Below are 19,082 nucleotides of genomic sequence, written 5' to 3'. Positions count from 1 at the left end.
CTGGCTATTCTTTCGTATTCCATATGCCTGAGGCTTCAATCCATTGCAAGGCTTCATCAACTGAAGGTGCAAGCACGTTCAAATGACCCATCTTCCGATTGTCCTTGGCCTCCTGCTTACCATACATATGCAGCTTTGCTGTGATGCCACTGCCAACCTGCTCCGATTCAGGCTGCATGATCCAGTCCATCGCAGGCTCGACATGCTGACCCAGAATGTTACCCATGACAACCGGTGTAAGCAGCTCCGTCGAGCCCAGCGGCAGATTGCAGATCGCTCTCATGTGCTGCTCGAACTGCGAGGTTTTGCAAGCTTCCATTGTATAATGACCGGAATTATGAGGCCGCGGCGCTAATTCATTCACATAAAGCTCACCTTCGTGTGTGACAAACATTTCGACTGCAATTAATCCAACCACATTTAACGATTCCGCAATTTGAATCGCTAACTGCTCAGCTTCCTGCTGCACAGCCTCGTCCAGACGGGCCGGTACGATCGACAGGTGCAAAATATTGTTCACATGTATATTTTCCGCTGCGGGAAACGCCTTAACTTCTCCTCTTGGGCTTCGCGCCGCAATCACGGATATTTCTTTGTCAAAGTCGATAAATTGTTCGAGAACCAGCTCAGTCCCAGCCCGGCTGATTTCTTCATAAGCTTCATCGGCTTCATCTATCGAACGTATTACCCACTGTCCTTTGCCGTCATAGCCGCCTGTCGCTGTCTTCAGTACACAAGGGGTACCCAACCGCTGCAGCTCCTCCCGAAGCTGTGCACTGCTCGTAATCTGCGCATAAGGCGCGACCTTGACGCCAGCTGATTCAATCGCCTGCTTTTCACGCAAGCGGTGCTGCGTAATATAGAGAAGTCGGCTGCCCTGAGGTACATACGATTCCTCCATCAGAAGCTCGGTCACCTCGGCATCGACATTTTCGAATTCATAGGTGATCACATCCGACTGCTCGGATAACATCCTCGCTGCCTCAATATCATGGTAAGCAGCCACAATTTGTCTGTCAGCCACTTGGCCGCAAGGTGAATCGACCGTCGGGTCCAGTGTAATGAACCGATAGCCCATTGCGCGTCCAGCCAATGCCATCATGCGCCCAAGCTGTCCTCCACCTAACACACCTATGGTGCTGCCGGGACGTATTATCTTTTTGGTGTCTCTTCGATCATATTCGCTCATTCCAGCACGCTGCTTTCTGTGATCTTCTCACGAGTCCGTTCACGGCGCTCACGTACCTTTTGCTGCAGCTCAGGATCGAACGCTCCTAATATTTGCGCAGCCAGCAAGCCCGCATTCGTGGCTCCCGCATGACCTATCGCTACAGTAGCTACAGGAACACCCCCAGGCATCTGAACAATAGACAGCAGGGAGTCCAGCCCATTAAGCGTAGACGTCTTAACGGGAACACCAATAACCGGCAGCTCCGTCTTTGCGGCAACCATACCGGGTAAATGAGCGGCGCCTCCCGCTCCTGCTATAATAACCTTCAAACCTCGTTCTACTGCAGATGCTGCATAGTCAAACATTAAATCTGGCGTACGATGGGCGGAAACAATCTTTTTCTCATAAGAAACTCCCAGCTCCTCCAGCATGTCACAGGCGTGCTTCATGGTTTCCCAATCCGACTGACTTCCCATAATGACTCCAACAAGAACAGACATTTCGACCTCCATAAATGGTTACTTTTGAAATACGTGCAAGCTTGAATGTGTATAGTATGAAAAGTCCGGCAGACCAAGATCACTTTCATTGACCCACAGGACGGTAAAATAATCCCAAGCGCAAGCTAAGGCCTAACACCGATGTGCTGACCTTACATTTTCGTTATTTCGACAAGTTTAGATCAAAAAAAGGAAAGCTTTTACGTGTTTAGTTTACAGGGATAGCGAGCGGCTGTCAACCTGAGAAGACGAACATTATACGAATTAATCTTATGAAAAGTTCGCATTTCCAAAGCAGTTTATTGCATTCTCTCGATCTTGCTCGCTTTTTGCTTCATTTTAACTAGTTGGGTATAGGTCTCTCGGACTTCCTCTGCGTTCAACTCGCCTTGCGCAAGCTCATCTGTCGACATTTTTTGCCAACGCTCCACCATGTGCAGACCGGAATCGATCCACACCGTCGGGTCCACATCTGCATCCAGTATAAAAAATAGCATGTCCTCCGCCTTGGCCAGCCGCCCTGTACTGTCGTAATAATGGACCAATGGTTTAAGGACCCGCAGCGGCATTATTCCAGGCTTGATGATAGTAAGAAAGTCTTCGATTCGCTCCTCCATCTCCTGCTCTAATTCGGAAGCTTCTTGCATCCATCTCATTTCGAGCAGCAGCTCCAGAGACTTCATGTGACATGCCATGCCTTCGTCTTCTTCCGCGGCATCAACCAGTAAATCACCCTCTGCCTTTAACATATCACTGAGCAGCAGGCCTTTGCCGGCATCGAATTGACCCTGAGTCGTGAGCAAAGCCATCAGGTCCTTCACGGATAGAGCAAGCACAAGCTTGGAATTCAGCCCCAGCAGCTGCTTCATTGCCTGTGTCAACAGCTCCATCGCTTCAGCAAATTGCTGATTTCGCCGCTTGAACAGCACCTGACCCAGTGTCATCGAAAATTGTTCGATCATTCGCATCAAATAATCCCGTTGGTACAATGTGGTCCCTCCCAGCTATGAATTTGATTCGTATAAGTTCATTGTACCTTATTGGGGTGACGATTGAAAAAGTCATGATAGGACAAAAAAACCATAGCTCAGGATTATTCCCAAGCCATGGTTCGATGAATTTTTTAGTGACCGCGAACGGGTTCTACCTGATTAAGCAGAGCTCTAACATCCGACTGATCAAATATGTTATCACTGTTCTGATCAGCTTTATTTAAGATGCTGTTCAATATGTTGGTAATCGTTTTGCGTGCTTTCCCCGCAAAGCTGACCGTATCACTTGTAATCATCCCGTTTTTGACAGCTATAGCTTTAAGAGTCTGGTTGGGTAACAAATTAGGCTTGTTACTTGAGTTGTACAAGCTGCTTGCTGTAGTCGGTTCCGAGCCATCCAGTGTAAAGTAGATTGCTGCTCCCTCCGTAGATGTAGTCAAAGTAACCTGCTTCGTTGTGTCATTTGTGTATAAAGAATCCATTGAAGGGGTCGCCACTTTATTCGCTTCAAACACACCATAAGTTGAAAAATGTGTTACTTTTGCAGATGCAGCTCCCGTGGTATCGATCTCCGTTTTTTGATACTCCCAAGTGAGAGTCGAAGGATTATAGTAGAAGACGCCTACTTTGCTGCGATTCGCATTGGTATTCGTAGGAATTGAGATCTTCACCGGTTTTAAAGGATCGATTGTTATCCCTGTCAGTGTAAACTCCAAAGTCTTGCCAGCCGACACCATGCCCGTTCCGCTTATATTTAGCGGGGTTACCTCCGCTACCGACACATTAGCATTAGGGCCAAAGGTCGCTCCTTCAAAATCGATTGTAGTGCCCCCTGGCAGCGTGGCTATTGTGTCTTTCAAAACCTTGAAATCAAAAGTTCTTGGCACCTCGGTTGAATACGTCACGTTGGACACCGTTGTCGATGCTTTTGCACTCAACGTGACAGCTTTGAACAGCTCAGACGATGTGTAACCGGGACGTGTGACCGCACCACCTGTTGTGATAGTAGCAGCATCTGAGGTGGACCAAGTGATCGAATATCCGCTGCTTGTATATTGAGGCAGCGATAAATTACGAGTAATCTGACTCGCCGAAGTATTGCCATTTAACATAGTCGATGAGTCCAGCAAATTCAGATCGGCTATCAATAGCTGATTAATGTCTTGCCCCCCAGGGTTCCCGCTAGAAGCTCTTGTGATAGTTAGCATGTACGTAAGGGTAGTTGACCCATCAGGCGCAGTAACGACAATCGTGAACACATTAGCCCCTACGTTCAAATTGACGGGCTGGCCTATATACACATCCCCGCCAGTACTCGATTTGATCGTGATCTTGGCTCCTGATTCATATACAGCATTTGTAATTGTAGTCGTATAGACTGAATTGATTACACTCGCGTATAAATTTTTATTCGCGTCTGGAGTGACTGCATTTGCTCCAACATTCAACGAGCTTAAAGTCGCATTATTATTTGGTACTGGAGCCGCTCTTGTAATCTTTATATCATAATTCTTCGAAGTGTTGTCTGCAGCAAGCCCGTGCACGTGTACCGTCGTAACACCTGTAGCAAGTCCTGTGACATTTACGGTCCTATTTGACAAATCTACTACAGCTGTTCCACCGCTCGGCTGCTCCATACCATCCAAAAAAACAGATGCCGTAGAATCTGCCATTGTGACTAAGAGGGCAACATTTTTAATTTCATTGCTAACATTTAAGCTAAAAACCGGTGGATTGGAAGTACTTGAGTAGCCAAGATCCGTGGATTGAAGCTTGATTGAAGCAATGTTAGCATTGCTCGAAAGGCTGCTAGTCAATGTAAAAGGACTCACGTCATTACCGCTACCGCCACTAATGACCATACCTGGCTTTAAGTAAACGACTGGATGAACTTCTTTACTGTTCCAGTTGGCAACCAGGCTGCCTTCAGAGTCAACGCTAAATATATAAAAATCACTACCTGCATGAGCAGGGTTCATCAAAAACCATTCCGAACCCAGAAACCTGTTCAAAACACCAGTGCCTTTCAATAATTGATATTGCGGAATCGATAGCAGTCCAACCTTCGCCTTGACTCTATATTCATCACTCCACCGTGTTGGCACCGTTCCCGTCGAATAGATTGTGTTATCGAATGGATACACAGAAATATTGGAAATATTTTCCTGTTCCAGATTATTTAAAAATTCATTATTTAAATAATAAGCAACACTGTCTTCATCCAAAGGATCGAATTTATACCCGTCATACCAACTTTCCGTACCCCAACTATTACCATACCCGTCCCAATCACAGTTACTGGAATCATAACCAGCACACTCCGTATAAGGCTGCAGAAGAGTCAGCTGCCGTTTAGTTTTATCCGTTAGCACCCATTGCTTCCCACCTAATACGACGATACTGCCATTATTTATTACCGTCGTATTGTTTGAATGCTGTAGCTCAGGTCCTTCCTTGAAAATAATAAGATGATAGTCTTTATTGCCTTCAGCCGCTGAAACTCGAATTTTTAAATCGTTGCTGCCGAATCCCAAATTTGAAAAAGTGATTTCACCATTAGTGGAATTCACAGCTGTGTATGTTGCTCTTGGATCATCTAGCAATATATTGGCCGCCGCCGTCTTGGTTAGATTAATTTTTACCGTATTTACTGAAGAACCTACCACTGCATCATACACATCATGTGCATCGGAAAAAGAGGGACTTAAAGCCACATTGGCAATATTCTCATCTTTAACCGTCAAGCTGCCCAGATTAAGCTTATCATCATAAATAACCGTGATTTGATAGGTCACGCTTGGATTTTTGGCAGCATCATAGAACCTAACATAAATCGTTTTGGGGCCTGCACCAGGTGGGAGAAGATAAGGAACCTGGGCTTTGTATTCCAGTCTATCGTCAAAACCATAAAAATAATCCGTATCCGATACTTCATATCCGGCAATGACTCCAGATCCCACATCGGTAGCATTCAAATTCAGTAAAATAGAGCGGCTGAATATTGTATTGGATGCTGGTATACCCTCAACAGTAACAGTCCCTGTTGGAGGTATGTAATCCTTCGTATAATTTACTTCAGCCCAATCAATCAGATTTCCGAAGCGAATACCTATTTGTTTCGTAGGCATATCTCCTTCTTCAAATACCGGATTGCTCAGACCTGCTTCTGCAGTAAATTCCAGTGTTACTATCTCGCCTGGTGAAATATTAGTACCGAAACCAGGTTTAACACTAAAAACTTCACTATTAATAATACTATCAACCATGGTACCGTTCAGATATACCTTGGATGGGTCTATTTCGGGTATGGATTCAATCAAATCGTAAGGAAGAACCGGATAAAGATGACGTTCGTAATCTATCGTTTCTCGAGTTTTGAAGGTAAGCTTATAGTTTACCTTCCGTGCACCCTCGTACTGATTGCTCAGAACGACTGTTAGTGTACTGCTCTCTATTGTTACCGGAATACTAACAGGATCTGAATCCGACGAAGTCCACAGGAGAATATTTTTGGTACCCCCTGTCACAGGATTCGATACTGCTTCTGGGATAATAGACAATTTCACTACAGATCCGGCAGACACACCATCTGCAATCTGGATTTGTAACTGTTGTCCGCTAACAACAATGGAGCTTGCTGCCAAACCGTTAACCGTAACGATAGGAATACCATAGATTCGATTAGCAGCAAAATTAATATGTTTATGTTCCTCATCATTATTAATTTTGAAATCTGCTGAATAATTTACGGTAATCACACTACCGCTATTCAATGCGTTTTTGGCTATGAATTGAAAGTCCCATGTATTGTTATTTCGTGTAAGTATCGTTTCCGGATAGGTAGAAACCGTAGGCGAACTGACAGAAGTCCCTGCCACAGCCTGTGCCTTGTCCACATGTAACAGCATCACCCCTGCCAATACAACAATCAGGCAGCCAATAATAGCCATTGCCTCTTTCAAAACTAATGCTTCCGCTAACCTCCGTTTGAATTTGAAACCAAAGTATGTACGCATAGCCCAGTCATTCCTTCTTTCTATATAAACTATTAATGATGATTATAATTAACGCTATCTACTATCTAGTTTATCTTATTTTTAGAAGGAAATCTTTATTTTCATTGTTAAATTTCATACATTTCCTATGTGAATTTAATTTGTATACTACTGAATATACAAAAAGCATCCCTCTTCGCAGTCTGCAAGGAGGGATGTACATCATTACTATTCACTTTTGACTAAATGGGTGCTGTACCTTACTGCTGTAAAGTCTTCACAAGCCGTTTGGCCACACCATTAGGAGTCTCAATAGTTTCATATAATTTAATGGTCAATGGATATTCCTGCTGCTCGCTCTTGATATTGCCGATCTGAATGGTCTGCTCGCCGCTGATCAGCATATCAGTTCCTGTGAAAGGTACCGATTGCGATCCGAGTGTCCGACCCAATCCATCAACAAGCTCAATTGTGAATTTCGGGAAATTGTCATCGACGACAACATCTTCAACCCGGTCAACAGTTAAATTCATCTTCATCTTATAGGAATAGGTTACGGGTAATCCGGCATTCGTATACGCCGACATTGTCCAATCGTTCAGCGTAACGTTAAATGGATAGAACGCCATCACAGAGCTATCCACATCATCGATCTGTACAGCCGTTTGGAATCCGGCAATCGTCGTACTGTAAGGCGCAGATGTCAGATTGTCAAGCAGCTTGATACCAAGCTGTTCACCCTTCTCCGAGGCTGGAACCATAAACGAGTAGCTCACTACATAGCTCAGATTCGGCATCAAATTAGCTGCCGTTTCCTTTTGGCGAGAGCCAGCATAGCTGGAGCCGTCGCTGCCTACCAGCTCTGTTTGAAAAGCGGGAAGCGTAACGGTTTGATCGCTTTTATTTTGCAATCTGAATTTGGCGACTACGCTTTTAAAGCCTGACCCTGTGTTCTCATGCATATGAAGCTCCATTAAAGAGACCTGCGTGCTGGCATCCAGCAAACGGTTCAGCGGATCGAAGGCAATCGGAGTGCCTATTGTGTAGGCAGGCAGTGTGTTAGGTAAAGCCACCGCATCTGCCGCCACATTGATTTTCAAACGTCCGACATCAAATCCAGGCGTGCTGGACGGTGTCGCTGCAGCGGCACCCGCTGAACCCCCTGCTACTCCTGCTCCGGTGGCCCCGGCAGAAGCTGCAAAAGCTTCTGTCGTCATCAGCAGCAAGCTTTGCAGCTTGATGCCTTTATCTGTCGGGATCAAATATTGAATATATTTGCGATCACCCGCGGCAAGGACAATAGGATTCGCATCAGCTCGTTTACCCGCATAAATTTGGTCGCCAGCTTTACCATCCAAACGGAAGCCAGGTACCGTTTCACTAGCCGTACCCGGATTTTCAGCCAGCAGCGTTACGACCTGGGTATGCACACCCTTTTCATCCGTCTGCTCGGTTAAACTGGTCGTTGTGTATTTAATTGGAGATGGAGATTCAGGAACCATAAATGGATCTCCCCACGCTTTTATAAAAGCAGGATCAGTAATATCAGGCTTGGCGGCATTCCACACTGACGTTACAGGCAGACTCAAGCGCACCGTTTCCTGTTTGGGGTACACATATTCATCGACTTCCACAAAAGACATCCCTGTTATCGTAATATCATCCTGACGGTCTACCGTTACCATACCCGTCAGCTCTACATTTTCCATCGCCAGCATCGACTTCGGGTTGGATGCGCTGGGTGTAATCTTATATTCACTGCCATCCGAAGCTTGGACACGGATTTCATAATCGGGAACCCGCTTCATCTGGGTCGTATTATTACGCAGACGTACCACCGCACCGATGCGTGTGCCCTCAGTTGACTTGCTGATGGATAAGCTTTTAATGCCCGCTTGAATTGATTCTGTTAACGGATACGAGACTGCAGTCGGCGTAAGTACTTGTGTCTGGGCTGGTGCTCCTGACTCCTGTACAGGAACAGCGTCTGCCAGTGCCATAGATGGGACAGCTGATATAACTAAAGACATGGACAGCAAAGTGCTGCCGAGCGTAGTTTTCCATTTAGGTGCTGCAGTTAAGTTCTTTCTCATGTTTGTATAGCCTCCTCTTAAGTTCAAGGACAGAAATCGACACTGCTGACTTCTATCCTTTGCTTTGCTTGGTCAATCGGGTTCAATCCATGTGCCGGCCTATGAGCTTCTATAAGCAAATTAAACCTATTCCGTTTTCTACCTTTTCATATCTTCCTCTGTATGTTTATCTAGTTGTCTATCTCTATCTTTTCTACTTATTCTATAATTGCTTTTACGAGCTTCAAACGATTTGGTTACTTGGCAACTTCTACCTTTTGTCCATTTTTCAACTGATGCTGACCGGAAACGACTACAGATTCTCCTGCTTTCACACCTTCCAACACCTCCTGAAATGTATCCTTGACGCGTCCAAGCTTGACCGCACGTTTCTCTACCTGATCACCATTCAGTATAAAAACAAAGGACGCGTTGCCCTCTCTGACGATGCTCAGGCTTGGAACAGCAAGCCCCTGCTCCTCCTCTGGACTGGTCAATTGCAGCTGAACACGGCTCCCTGGCTTGATCGAACCATCCGGATTTGCCAAATCCAATTCAATCGGAAAAGCTTTTGTCGTGCTGTTCATCTGATTGGCAAGAAACGTCACCTTGGCTGTTTTTTTGTTGGCGGGATTATCCGCACTATAGAAGGTGAGCTCCTGCTTGTTATTAACCAGCTTGGCGGCTGACTCTGTCAAATCGGCTTTAATTTTGAGTGGGTCAAGCTGTTGTACCTGACCAATCTTGGCCGTACGGGACATATTCATACCCACTTCAGCTGTCAGATCTGTTAAAACACCCGTAATCGGCGCTTTGATTTCATAATTAGCGACAGCATTAGCTGCATCCTCCACACTTAAGCGTGCTGTAGCTACCTGAGATTCCTGAGAAGCAATCGGGTTGGTTTTATCCAGAGCATCCAGCTTGTTCTGAACAGATTGCACATCCAGCCGAGCGTTAGTCACGAGCGTTTCCGCCTGATCTACCTGACGTTTGGTCACCGTACCAGCCTCAAAGTCATTGCGCGCTTTGTTATAGTCCTTTTCCACATTACTTAATTGCTCATTAGCCTTGACAAGCGAGCTTTGCAGATCAACCCGGCTGTTGTTCTGGTCTTCAATCGATTTGCGAAGTGATTCCTCCGCGCCTTTAAGGGATTGCTCTCCCTTTTGCATTTGAAGTCGGGCATCACGGGCATCCAACCGGACTATAACATCACCCTGTTTGACAAGCTCACCCTTCTTCTTCAAAACCTCCAGAACCTGTCCGTCTGCTTTGGGGATCACATCAATTTGCACGGCGGCGCTAACATCCGCAATTTGTTCCTTGGGATCACCCATACTTTGCTTGACAATGGCAGCTACCTTGACTGGCCTGTTCTGCGACTGAACGGCTGCGGCTGCCTGCGGCTGCGCAGGGCTTGAGCACCCCGCCGCCAATGCAGTGACTACTAGAAGAATACCGACAGTCCTTGAGCCGCTGCCGAAGCTTTTCTTTGACATCTGATTATTCATATCCCTTCTCTCCCTTACATCTCAATAGTTGTATTTGCTTTTGGATTAGGCTTGCGATGTCTCCATTGACCCATACGCTTTTTACTCGATTCAATTAACTCATAGACAACTGGCACCACAACAAGTGTTAGGATTGTGGATGTCGTCAAACCCCCAATTACAACAACGGCCAAGCCTTTTGAAATCAATGTGCCTTTTGTCAAGCCAAGCGCCAAAGGCATCATCGCCATAATCGTAGCTCCTGCTGTCATAATAATCGGTCTGAAACGAACCATCCCTGCCTCTACAAGCGCATGGCGTACAGTGTATCCTTCCTCGCGCAGCTGCTGGGCACGGTCGATAAGCACAATGGCGTTGGTAACGACAATACCGATCAACATCATAAAACCGATCATTGAGGTTACATCGAGCGACTGCCGGGTAATTAGCAATCCCAGCAATCCGCCAATTGCCGCTAGCGGTAGGGAGAACAGAATCGCGAATGGAGCGCCCGCATTACCAAAGGCTAATACCATTACGAGATATACGACGGCGATAGCCACTGCCATAGCCACAAACAATTGTGAGAAGCTCTTATTGATATCGGCGCTTACTCCCTTAACTTCACGGGATATGCCATCCGGCAGCGCCACCTTGCTTAGCTCACTAGATATCTTCGTACTGACCGCCGATTTATTGACCGAATCAATCTTGGCTGTGATCTTCAATACCTGCTCCTTACTTTCTCTTTGCAGGGACAACGGAGCTTCAACCTCTGTCAGCTTCGCAACCTCATTCAAATAAATCGTCGAGTTTTGCGCTGTTTTGAGCGGGATTTTTCCCAGCTTCTCGATTGAATTTTTATCCGCTTTGGATAGCTGAACAGTTGTTGTATAGGTTACATTGTCAAACTGAATATCTCCGAGCTGGTCCTTCATAATCCAGCTTCTTGCGGTATCACGAACCTGTGAGGTGCTGAGTCCAAAGGTTCTGGCTTTACTTTGGTCTACTGTAATTTGCACCTGGGTTTTGGAATCACTAAGTGAATCTTCAACCTCGCTCAGTTCCGGATACTCCTCCAGTTTTTGCTTGATTGTGACGGCTGCTTCCTGTAATAAAAGTTGATTGTCACCTTTTAATGAGTACGAGAAGTCAGTTGATGAGACACCGCCACCACCACCAGCCAATGACTTGGGCGTTACTTCTGATCCTTTCGGCAGCTCATACAGAATACGTTCCTTGAATTCCTTTTTCACTTCATCAGGATCGGCCTGAGTATTAACCTCGGTATAGATCTCGGCCATATTGGCTACCTGATCCTTACCGCCGCCGTAGCCTACAAGTGCTTCAACAAACGTAAACAGCGGCTGGCCCTTGCTATCCTTGGCTTCCTGCATCATGGCTTCCAATTCCTTGGAAATCTGATCGGTTCCATCGATCGAGGTTTCATTAGGCAACTTGACCTGAAAATACATCTGGCGTTCGGAACCGCTGCTTGGTATGAAGCTGACAGCCAAATTCGGAACAATCGCAGCTATCGATACGACAAACAACAATCCTGAAATAATTAATGTTTTAAAGCGATGGGACAAGCATGCTTTCAAGATCTTTTCGTACAGTGTCATGAATCTGCCTTTTTTGTTTTCGTCGTGATGGACAATCTTGTTATTATTAAGCACGAGCAGTTTGGCCATCATCGGGATGACTGTCAAGGCTACCAGCAAGGAAGCCAGCATGGCAGTAGCAACTGTGATGGCAAAAGGTCGGAATAGCTCGCCCACGATACCACTTACCATCCCGATTGGTGCAAACACGCCAACTGTTGCAAGCGTCGATGAAGTAATCGCCATCGCTACCTGCTTCGTTGCAAGCTTGATGACCGATTCGTTACGCTCCTGCGCCTTCTGCAGCGATGCATATATATTCTCGATAACGACAATGCTATCATCGACGACCCGGCCTACCGCAATAAATATGCCCCCGAGCGTCATCGTGTTCAAAGTGATCCCGAATTGCGAAATCACGAGCAGCGTAATCATAATCGATAAAGGAATCGATACAAGAACAATCAGCGTCATTCTTACATTTCGCAAAAAGATCAAAATCATCAAGGAGGCCAACAATGCTCCTGTTATACCTTCCTTTAACATACCGCTAATCGATTCCTTAACTTGATCGGCACTGTTATATACCGACTTGAAAGTGATATCAGGAATAGACGTTTCCCATTTCTTGATCAACAGGTCGGTTGCATCTGAAAAATCGACTGCATTCGCATTACTTGTTTTAAATAAATGAATCCCAAGAGCCGGCTTATTATCCAAACGTGCAATAAATTCTGAATCGGTCACAGCCTGAACCTTGGCTACCTGCTTCAGCATCAATGTGCTGCCATTACCTGCGGCGATCTCCATATTTTCCAGGTTATACAGACTGTCGATATTACCTGTTACACGAGCTACCTTCGTATTCCCGTTAAAATCCACAGTTCCGATGGCACCGTTAGCCAATGTGTTTTTCAAAGTCGTGCTCACCTGAATGGGGGTTAATCCGAAGCTGGTAAGCGCATCAGCATCCAGCTCAATATCAAGTGAGGTTTCTCGCGCACCAATCGAATCGATATGATCCATACCAGGTATAGACTCCAAGCCCGGCTTGATTTGATCCTCATAAACTTTATCCAGCTCGGTCTGGCTCATGCCGTTATCCGCATAAATCGCCAAGTAGTAGGCCGGAATCGAAGCAAAGCCGAAGGTGGAAGCCTTAGGTCTTTCTGCCGTTGCAGGCAGCCTCACTTCCTGAACAAGACTATCGATCTCCTGCTTTTTCTTATCGATATCAACACCTTGCTCAAATTGAACGATAATCGTCGAAATATTATCGCTGGAGGTGGATGTTAATGTGTCCAGACCTTCAACATTTGAAATCTTATCCTCTATCGGCTTCGTGACCTCCTTCATCACGTCTGTAGGGGATGCCGGATAGGTCGTGGAAACCAATACTACCGGAAAAGAGATGTTCGGCATATTTTCAACTTTAATCGTATAAGCCGAATACAGCCCTCCACCTAACAGAATAGCGACTATAATCAAAACTGCCGCCACATTTTTCATTGAGAAGCTTGTAAGCTTGTTCATGGGTTCCCCTCCTGTGAGTCTTGCATCAGCCTACATGTAAGCTGAGCTTTTTCTGCAGCAAAACTGTTTCCATTCGCATTAAACTGTGATTTTTCTTAACAAAATGTATGACTGACATCATTAGCGTAAGCTAAGGTTAACTAGCAAAACGACTAATTTCGTTGTTATCTGCAGCCAAGCATACATAACCAATATGAACTCAATATGAACGGTAGCGCTTTCTTTATGAACCAACAGCAAAAAAACCATAGAGAGTTGGCTCCATGGCAATTATTTTTGATAATATGAAATATTTATAGCCTAAATATTTAAATTAATATCATTTATTTCAATATGTTTAATGCCCAATGCTCGCTACTGGCATACTTGGCAAAGTAATCGAAAAGGATGAGCCTTTGCCAAGCTTGCTCTGAATGCTGATTTTCCCTCCGTGCAGCAGCACAATTTTATTGACAATGGCTAGCCCGAGACCACTGCCGCTATGCTCACCTGTCCGTGACTTATCCGCTTTGTAGAAGCGTTGAAAAATCCGCACCTGATCCTCCTCGGAAACCCCGATCCCTTGATCAGAGATATTGACCGTGATCTCATTGGTGGTTTGCTTTACCTGGATATGGATCGATCCGCCTTGATGCGAAAATTTAATGCTATTCGTAATTAAATTCGTCCATACCTGATTGAGCAGATCCTCATCGGCGCATATTTTGATACTGGGCATATTCAACTCAAATTCGATTCCTTTCGCAGACCATTGAGGCTCGCAGGCAACAATCACATGACGGAGCTGTTCATCCAAGTCGTAGGTATGCGGCTGATAAGGATGATGCATAGATTCCAACGAAGCCAGCTTTAACAAATTTTCGCTCATACGCGACAAACGCTCACTCTCTGATTGGATGATCTCCAGGTAGTACAGCCGCTCCTCTTCCGGCATTTTATTGCTGCGAAGTGCCTTTGAAAACCCGGAAATCGACGTTAGCGGCGTCTGAATCTCATGCGAAACATTGGATACAAAATCCTGCCGCATCTGTTCCAGCTGTTTGAGCTCCAGCGCCATTTCACTAAAGCTTTGTGCAAGCATCCCAAGCTCATCCTTACGCTTCCTCAGCTTCCAATCCATATTAAAATCACCCTTAGATATCCGTTTGGTCGCCTCAGTCATCACCCTCAACGGTTTAACCACATAACGTGCAGCCACGAAAATGAACAAGCTTCCCATCATCAGCGTAATGAGTAACGACGTACCCACCACCTTCTGCAGCGCACCTTCCTTGTTGTGCCTTGAATATTGAAAAAATATCGCATAGCGCATCGTATCCATTTGGAATGGAATGCCCACTAAGATCTGATCGGGAAAACCCGTCTCGCTTCGATACATCTCTCCACCCCGTACCAGATCGACCACCTGCTCAGCGATATCCACCTTTTCTTTGGGCTCGGTTTCCCCATACACGCTTTTATGTTTGTTATCGTCATATAAAGTAATATAAAAATCAATGATTCGACTGACACTAGTCAAATATTCATCGGTTTTCTCTTTTTGTAGCAAGGTCAACGTATGTACCACGTCCTTGCCATTTCTCATCATCGTATCCTGGATCTCTTCCCTAACCAGATTCGTATAAATTAAAGATGACAAAAAAAACGCCGATACCAACCCGAACAGAACCGCCGCCAAAAAAGTAAGCACCACACGTACATACAACGTTTTAATCATGACCTTACCTCAAGCTTGTAGCCCAGTCCGCGAATCGTCACGATACTGAAATTGTCAACAGCCTCTGGGAAACGTTCCCTGATTCGTTTGATGTGGACATCGACAGTCCGGTCATCACCTTCGTAATCCATCCCCCAGATTTGTTCGATGAGCTGATTACGCGTAAAAATCTGATTAGGATGACTAAACAGCTTGAACAGCAGCTCGAATTCCTTTAGCGGCAGTGTGGTTCTTACCCCATTGATAATGATTTCATAGCTTTGCCGATTTAATTCGATATCACCAAACTGCACCTTTTGCGAGGCTACGATCCGGTATCTTTTCATCAAGGCCTTAACTCGTACAACCAGCTCCTCCGGATCGAACGGTTTTACCAAATAATCGTCGGTACCGAGCTGAAACCCTTTTACCTTGTGACCGGTCTCGCCCTTGGCCGTTATCATGAGCAGCGGCAGATTCGGGTAGGCTGCACGCAGCTCGACACACAAATCCCATCCATCCATCTCCGGCATCATAATATCCAGAATAACGAGATCAATTCGGGTCTTCTCCATCTCCAGCAAAGCTTCCTTACCATGACCAGCCTCTACAACATCAAAGCCCTCCTGCCGTAAATATACCTTAATCAACTCACGAATATGAATATCGTCATCGACGATCAATATGGTGGCCACGAACATTCATTCCTTTCTAACCCTTGATTCCCTACTATAATTAGCTGGTTATGCACGATTTTCTTTAGAACTGAGAACACTAATATAGCATACCATCAATTTGCATACGATACATAGTCAGGCAAAGTCCCTTCCAACTTTTCACTTGAAAAAACGATTTTAATTCGGTATAGTAAATATGTAAATTATTTTCTTTAAAAAATAAATATTAAGTAAATTATTTTCAAAAAGAAAGGGTCACTATGCCGGGAATTTTAAGCGCTATTCAAGAACAAATGGGCTCCATGAGCCGTAAAGAAAAAGAACTCGCCGCATATATTATTGACCATTCAGCCAGTATGACTCAGATCGGTATTACGCAGTTGGCCCAAGACTCGGGCAGCAGTACAGCAACCATATCGCGTTTTTGCAAGATTTTTCACTTTGCCGGCTTCACCGAATTTAAAATCAAGCTGGCTGCCGAGCTCGCCCAGCCACCAGCAGCCGCACAATCGTATCAGGATATCATTGCCGACAACTCGCTCAATAATATCGTCGCGGCGATGGAGGCAAATCATGTGCGGTCCATCACGGATACAACTCGCCTGCTCGATATGAAGCAGCTTCAGAGGGCAATCGATGCCATTGCCGCTGCCAGACAAATTGACCTCTATGGTGTAGCTACATCAGGACTGGTAGCACAAGATTTTTATCAAAAGCTGATACGGATTGGCAAGCGTAGTGTCGCCTTTTCCGATCCGCATATGCAGGTGACATCTGCATCCAACCTGACCAAAGGCGACGTAGCCATTGGCATTTCCTATTCAGGGGAAACCACAGAAACCATCGCAGCGTTAAAATGTGCCTCCGAGCACGGAGCTACCACCATTTCCCTTACCAAATTCGGCACTCATACGCTTACCTCTCTTGCAGATATTTGCCTGTTCACCTCCACACTTGAGGAGGGTATGCGCCGCGGTGACATGGCGTCCCGTATTGCCCAGCTGCACGTTATTGATATTTTATTTGTAGGCTTGTTGAGTCAACAATTTGACCAGTTCGTCCCACGTCTCGAAACTTCATACCAAATGGTCCGCAAATACCGTTAACAAAGGAGCACCACTACTATGCATATATTAACCTTCGATTCTCATCAAAAACTGCATGAATCCGGTGCCGGCATTATCATCGGCATGGTACAAACCAATCCCCGAGCTGTATTGGGGCTTGCTACGGGAGGAACACCGATTGGCATTTATCAGGAAATCGTCAAAAGCTATCAACAAGGAATAGTCAGTTTTAAAGATACGACAACTTTTAATTTGGATGAATATGTTGGGCTTCCTGAGAATCACCAGGAGAGCTATCACAATTATATGAATACCCATTTGTTCGATTTGATTCAGCTGCAGCGCAGCCAAACCCACATTCCTGACGGCAATGCAGCCGATCTTGAAGCGGAATGCCAAAGCTATAATAAGCTGCTTGAGCAAGCGGGCCAAATTGATCTGCAGCTGCTGGGTTTGGGACACAACGGACATATCGGCTTCAACGAGCCTGACCATGCCTTGACCGGAGGCACACATATTGTGGAGCTTCGCGAGGAAACGCGCAAGGCGAATGCCCGTTATTTTGATTCCATTGACGAGGTACCGACACATGCATTAACTATGGGTGTAGGTACAATTTTGAAAGCCAAAATGATCCTGCTCATCGTCAAAGGTGGCGACAAGGCCGAGATCGTTCAACGCGCTCTGAAAGGTCCCATCACTACCGATTGTCCGGCATCTCTGCTGCAAACACATCCACATCTCGTCGTACTTCTGGATTCCGATGCAGGGAGGCTATTGTAATGACCCGATCCCAACCCGCTGTTTTTATTTATAATGCTGCGATCATAACGCCTCAAATCACTTTGCATAAAGGCTGGATTCATTTCGTTAACGGCCTTATTCATGCAATCGGAACTGAACAGGAATATGATATTTATTTAAGTAAGCTTGAAGCAGATACTGAAAAAATAGATGCAAATGGAGGTTGGGTGCTGCCTGGTTTTATCGATATGCATGTGCACGGCGGCTATGGTCATGACTTCATGGATGCTGATATAGAGGGTCTTGATGCAATTACACGCTTCCACGGCATGAACGGTACTACCACCATGCTGGCTACGACTGTAACTGCTGCCAAGGAGGAGCTTGACCAGGTATTGCAGCGGGTTGGTTCATACCGTAGTCAGACGATGCCTTATGCTCAGCTGCTTGGCGTTCATTTGGAAGGACCCTTTATTAATGCCAACTGGTGTGGAGCACAAAACCCTGCCTTTATCGTACCTCCCCAACCGGCCTGGCTCTCGGATTGGACGCAGCGTTTTCCGGGTCTAATTCGAATGCAGACTTTGGCTCCTGAAACAGCGGGTGCTCTTGAGTACATTGAGGCCTTGGTTAAGCACGGTATTATCGCTGCACTCGGTCATACCGATGCCAATTACGAGCAAGTCAACACGGCTATTGAGCACGGGTTAAGTCAAGCCGTCCATACCTACAACGCTATGCGCGGGCTGCACCATCGGGAACCGGGCGCTGTCGGCGCTATTATGTCGAACCCGGCTATTCTTGGAGAAGTCATTGCAGATGGACATCATGTCCATCCTACAGCTATTCGTCTACTCGTGAATGCCAAAGGGCCAGAGGGCGTACTATTGATCACGGATGCGATGTCAGCCGCCGGACTGGGTAACGGAGAATATGATCTTGGTGGACTTGCTGTTATTGTTCGTGACGGTGTAGCTCGATTGAAAGAAGGCAACAGTCTCGCTGGCAGTACCTTAACGATGATCGATGCATTCCGCTTTGTTGTCCAACAGGTTGGTGTCAGCGTCGAGCATGCCAGTCTTATGGCCAGCGGTAATCAGGCTAGACAGCTTGGCATAGATCAGACTACCGGCAGCTTACAGCCCGGCTTGCAGGCAGATGTACTGCTGGTGAATTCAGAGTTCAAGTTAGAGCGGGTCTGGATCGGCGGACGTTCTGTACGGTAACATAGGAATGCTATAAGCAAACGTAGTGCCATACCTCTATATGCTGCCTCATTATTGTCATCAAAAAAAGCTCGATCCGTTAATGTAACAGATCGAGCTTTTTTGATGTATTCTTTCTTAAATCGAAGGCAAATACCAATCAATATACAAAAAAACAGCTGATCATTGAGATCAACCGCTTCATCGTGCTTGGCGACGTCCTACTCTCCCAGAACCCTGCGGTTCAAGTACCATTGGCGCTGAAGGGCTTAACGGTCGTGTTCGAGATGGGAACGCGTGGTTCCCCTTCGCCATCATCACCAAACTAAGAGC

At 45.8% G+C, this 19,082-nt stretch carries 12 protein-coding genes and 1 rRNA gene; 3 read left to right on the top strand and 10 right to left on the bottom strand.

Annotated elements, in window-relative coordinates:
- Nucleotides 1-4: 4 nt before the first annotated feature.
- The 9 genes from purK to LRL21_RS41860 form a co-directional block, all read right to left on the bottom strand.
- Nucleotides 5-1,189, bottom strand: coding sequence for a 5-(carboxyamino)imidazole ribonucleotide synthase (purK, locus tag LRL21_RS41900; RefSeq protein ID WP_240421697.1), 1,185 nt, complete (start codon nt 1,187-1,189; stop codon nt 5-7).
- Nucleotides 1,186-1,671, bottom strand: coding sequence for a 5-(carboxyamino)imidazole ribonucleotide mutase (purE, locus tag LRL21_RS41895; RefSeq protein WP_240421696.1), 486 nt, complete (start codon nt 1,669-1,671; stop codon nt 1,186-1,188). The genes purK and purE overlap by 4 nt, the downstream gene beginning before the upstream one ends.
- A 299-nt stretch (nt 1,672-1,970) precedes the next feature.
- Nucleotides 1,971-2,660, bottom strand: coding sequence for a DUF6483 family protein (locus tag LRL21_RS41890; protein ID WP_240421695.1), 690 nt, complete (start codon nt 2,658-2,660; stop codon nt 1,971-1,973).
- Between the two features lie 134 nt (nt 2,661-2,794).
- Entirely contained in the window at nt 2,795-6,625 is a 3,831-nt protein-coding gene (locus tag LRL21_RS41885; protein WP_240421694.1) for a cadherin-like beta sandwich domain-containing protein, read from the bottom strand.
- A gap of 293 nt (nt 6,626-6,918) precedes the next feature.
- Nucleotides 6,919-8,751 (bottom strand): hypothetical protein, encoded by a 1,833-nt coding sequence (locus LRL21_RS41880; protein ID WP_240421693.1) that lies wholly within the window; start codon nt 8,749-8,751, stop codon nt 6,919-6,921.
- Between the two features lie 236 nt (nt 8,752-8,987).
- Nucleotides 8,988-10,244 (bottom strand): efflux RND transporter periplasmic adaptor subunit, encoded by a 1,257-nt coding sequence (locus LRL21_RS41875; RefSeq protein ID WP_240421692.1) that lies wholly within the window; start codon nt 10,242-10,244, stop codon nt 8,988-8,990.
- Nucleotides 10,245-10,258: 14 nt separating this feature from the next.
- Nucleotides 10,259-13,360, bottom strand: a complete 3,102-nt coding sequence (locus tag LRL21_RS41870; protein WP_240421691.1) for an efflux RND transporter permease subunit — start codon at nt 13,358-13,360, stop codon at nt 10,259-10,261.
- Between the two features lie 337 nt (nt 13,361-13,697).
- Nucleotides 13,698-15,077, bottom strand: coding sequence for a HAMP domain-containing sensor histidine kinase (locus tag LRL21_RS41865; RefSeq protein WP_240421690.1), 1,380 nt, complete (start codon nt 15,075-15,077; stop codon nt 13,698-13,700).
- Nucleotides 15,074-15,751, bottom strand: a complete 678-nt coding sequence (locus LRL21_RS41860) for a response regulator transcription factor (RefSeq protein ID WP_338044764.1) — start codon at nt 15,749-15,751, stop codon at nt 15,074-15,076. Before LRL21_RS41860 ends, LRL21_RS41865 begins: the two co-directional genes overlap by 4 nt.
- A gap of 242 nt (nt 15,752-15,993) precedes the next feature.
- Here LRL21_RS41860 and LRL21_RS41855 point away from each other — a divergent pair, with 242 nt between their 5' ends.
- From LRL21_RS41855 to nagA, 3 genes are read left to right on the top strand one after another with little or no spacing between them, the layout of a single operon-like run.
- A complete protein-coding gene (locus LRL21_RS41855; protein ID WP_240421688.1) occupies nt 15,994-16,839 on the top strand; it encodes a MurR/RpiR family transcriptional regulator in 846 nt (281 codons plus the stop codon).
- Between the two features lie 18 nt (nt 16,840-16,857).
- Nucleotides 16,858-17,583, top strand: a complete 726-nt coding sequence (gene nagB / locus LRL21_RS41850; protein WP_240421687.1) for a glucosamine-6-phosphate deaminase — start codon at nt 16,858-16,860, stop codon at nt 17,581-17,583.
- On the top strand, nt 17,583-18,770 hold the full coding sequence (gene nagA / locus LRL21_RS41845; RefSeq protein ID WP_240421686.1) for an N-acetylglucosamine-6-phosphate deacetylase: 1,188 nt from the start codon (nt 17,583-17,585) through the stop codon (nt 18,768-18,770). Before nagB ends, nagA begins: the two co-directional genes overlap by 1 nt.
- Before the next feature lie 187 nt (nt 18,771-18,957).
- On the opposite strand, the gene rrf is transcribed toward nagA, so the two are convergent.
- Nucleotides 18,958-19,074, bottom strand: a 5S ribosomal RNA gene (gene rrf, locus LRL21_RS41840).
- Between the last annotated feature and the right edge of the window lie 8 nt (nt 19,075-19,082).

This window comes from Paenibacillus periandrae, from assembly GCF_022458865.1.
Classification (GTDB): domain Bacteria; phylum Bacillota; class Bacilli; order Paenibacillales; family NBRC-103111; genus Paenibacillus_S; species Paenibacillus_S periandrae.
This window is presented reverse-complemented; position numbering and strand designations above follow the sequence as displayed.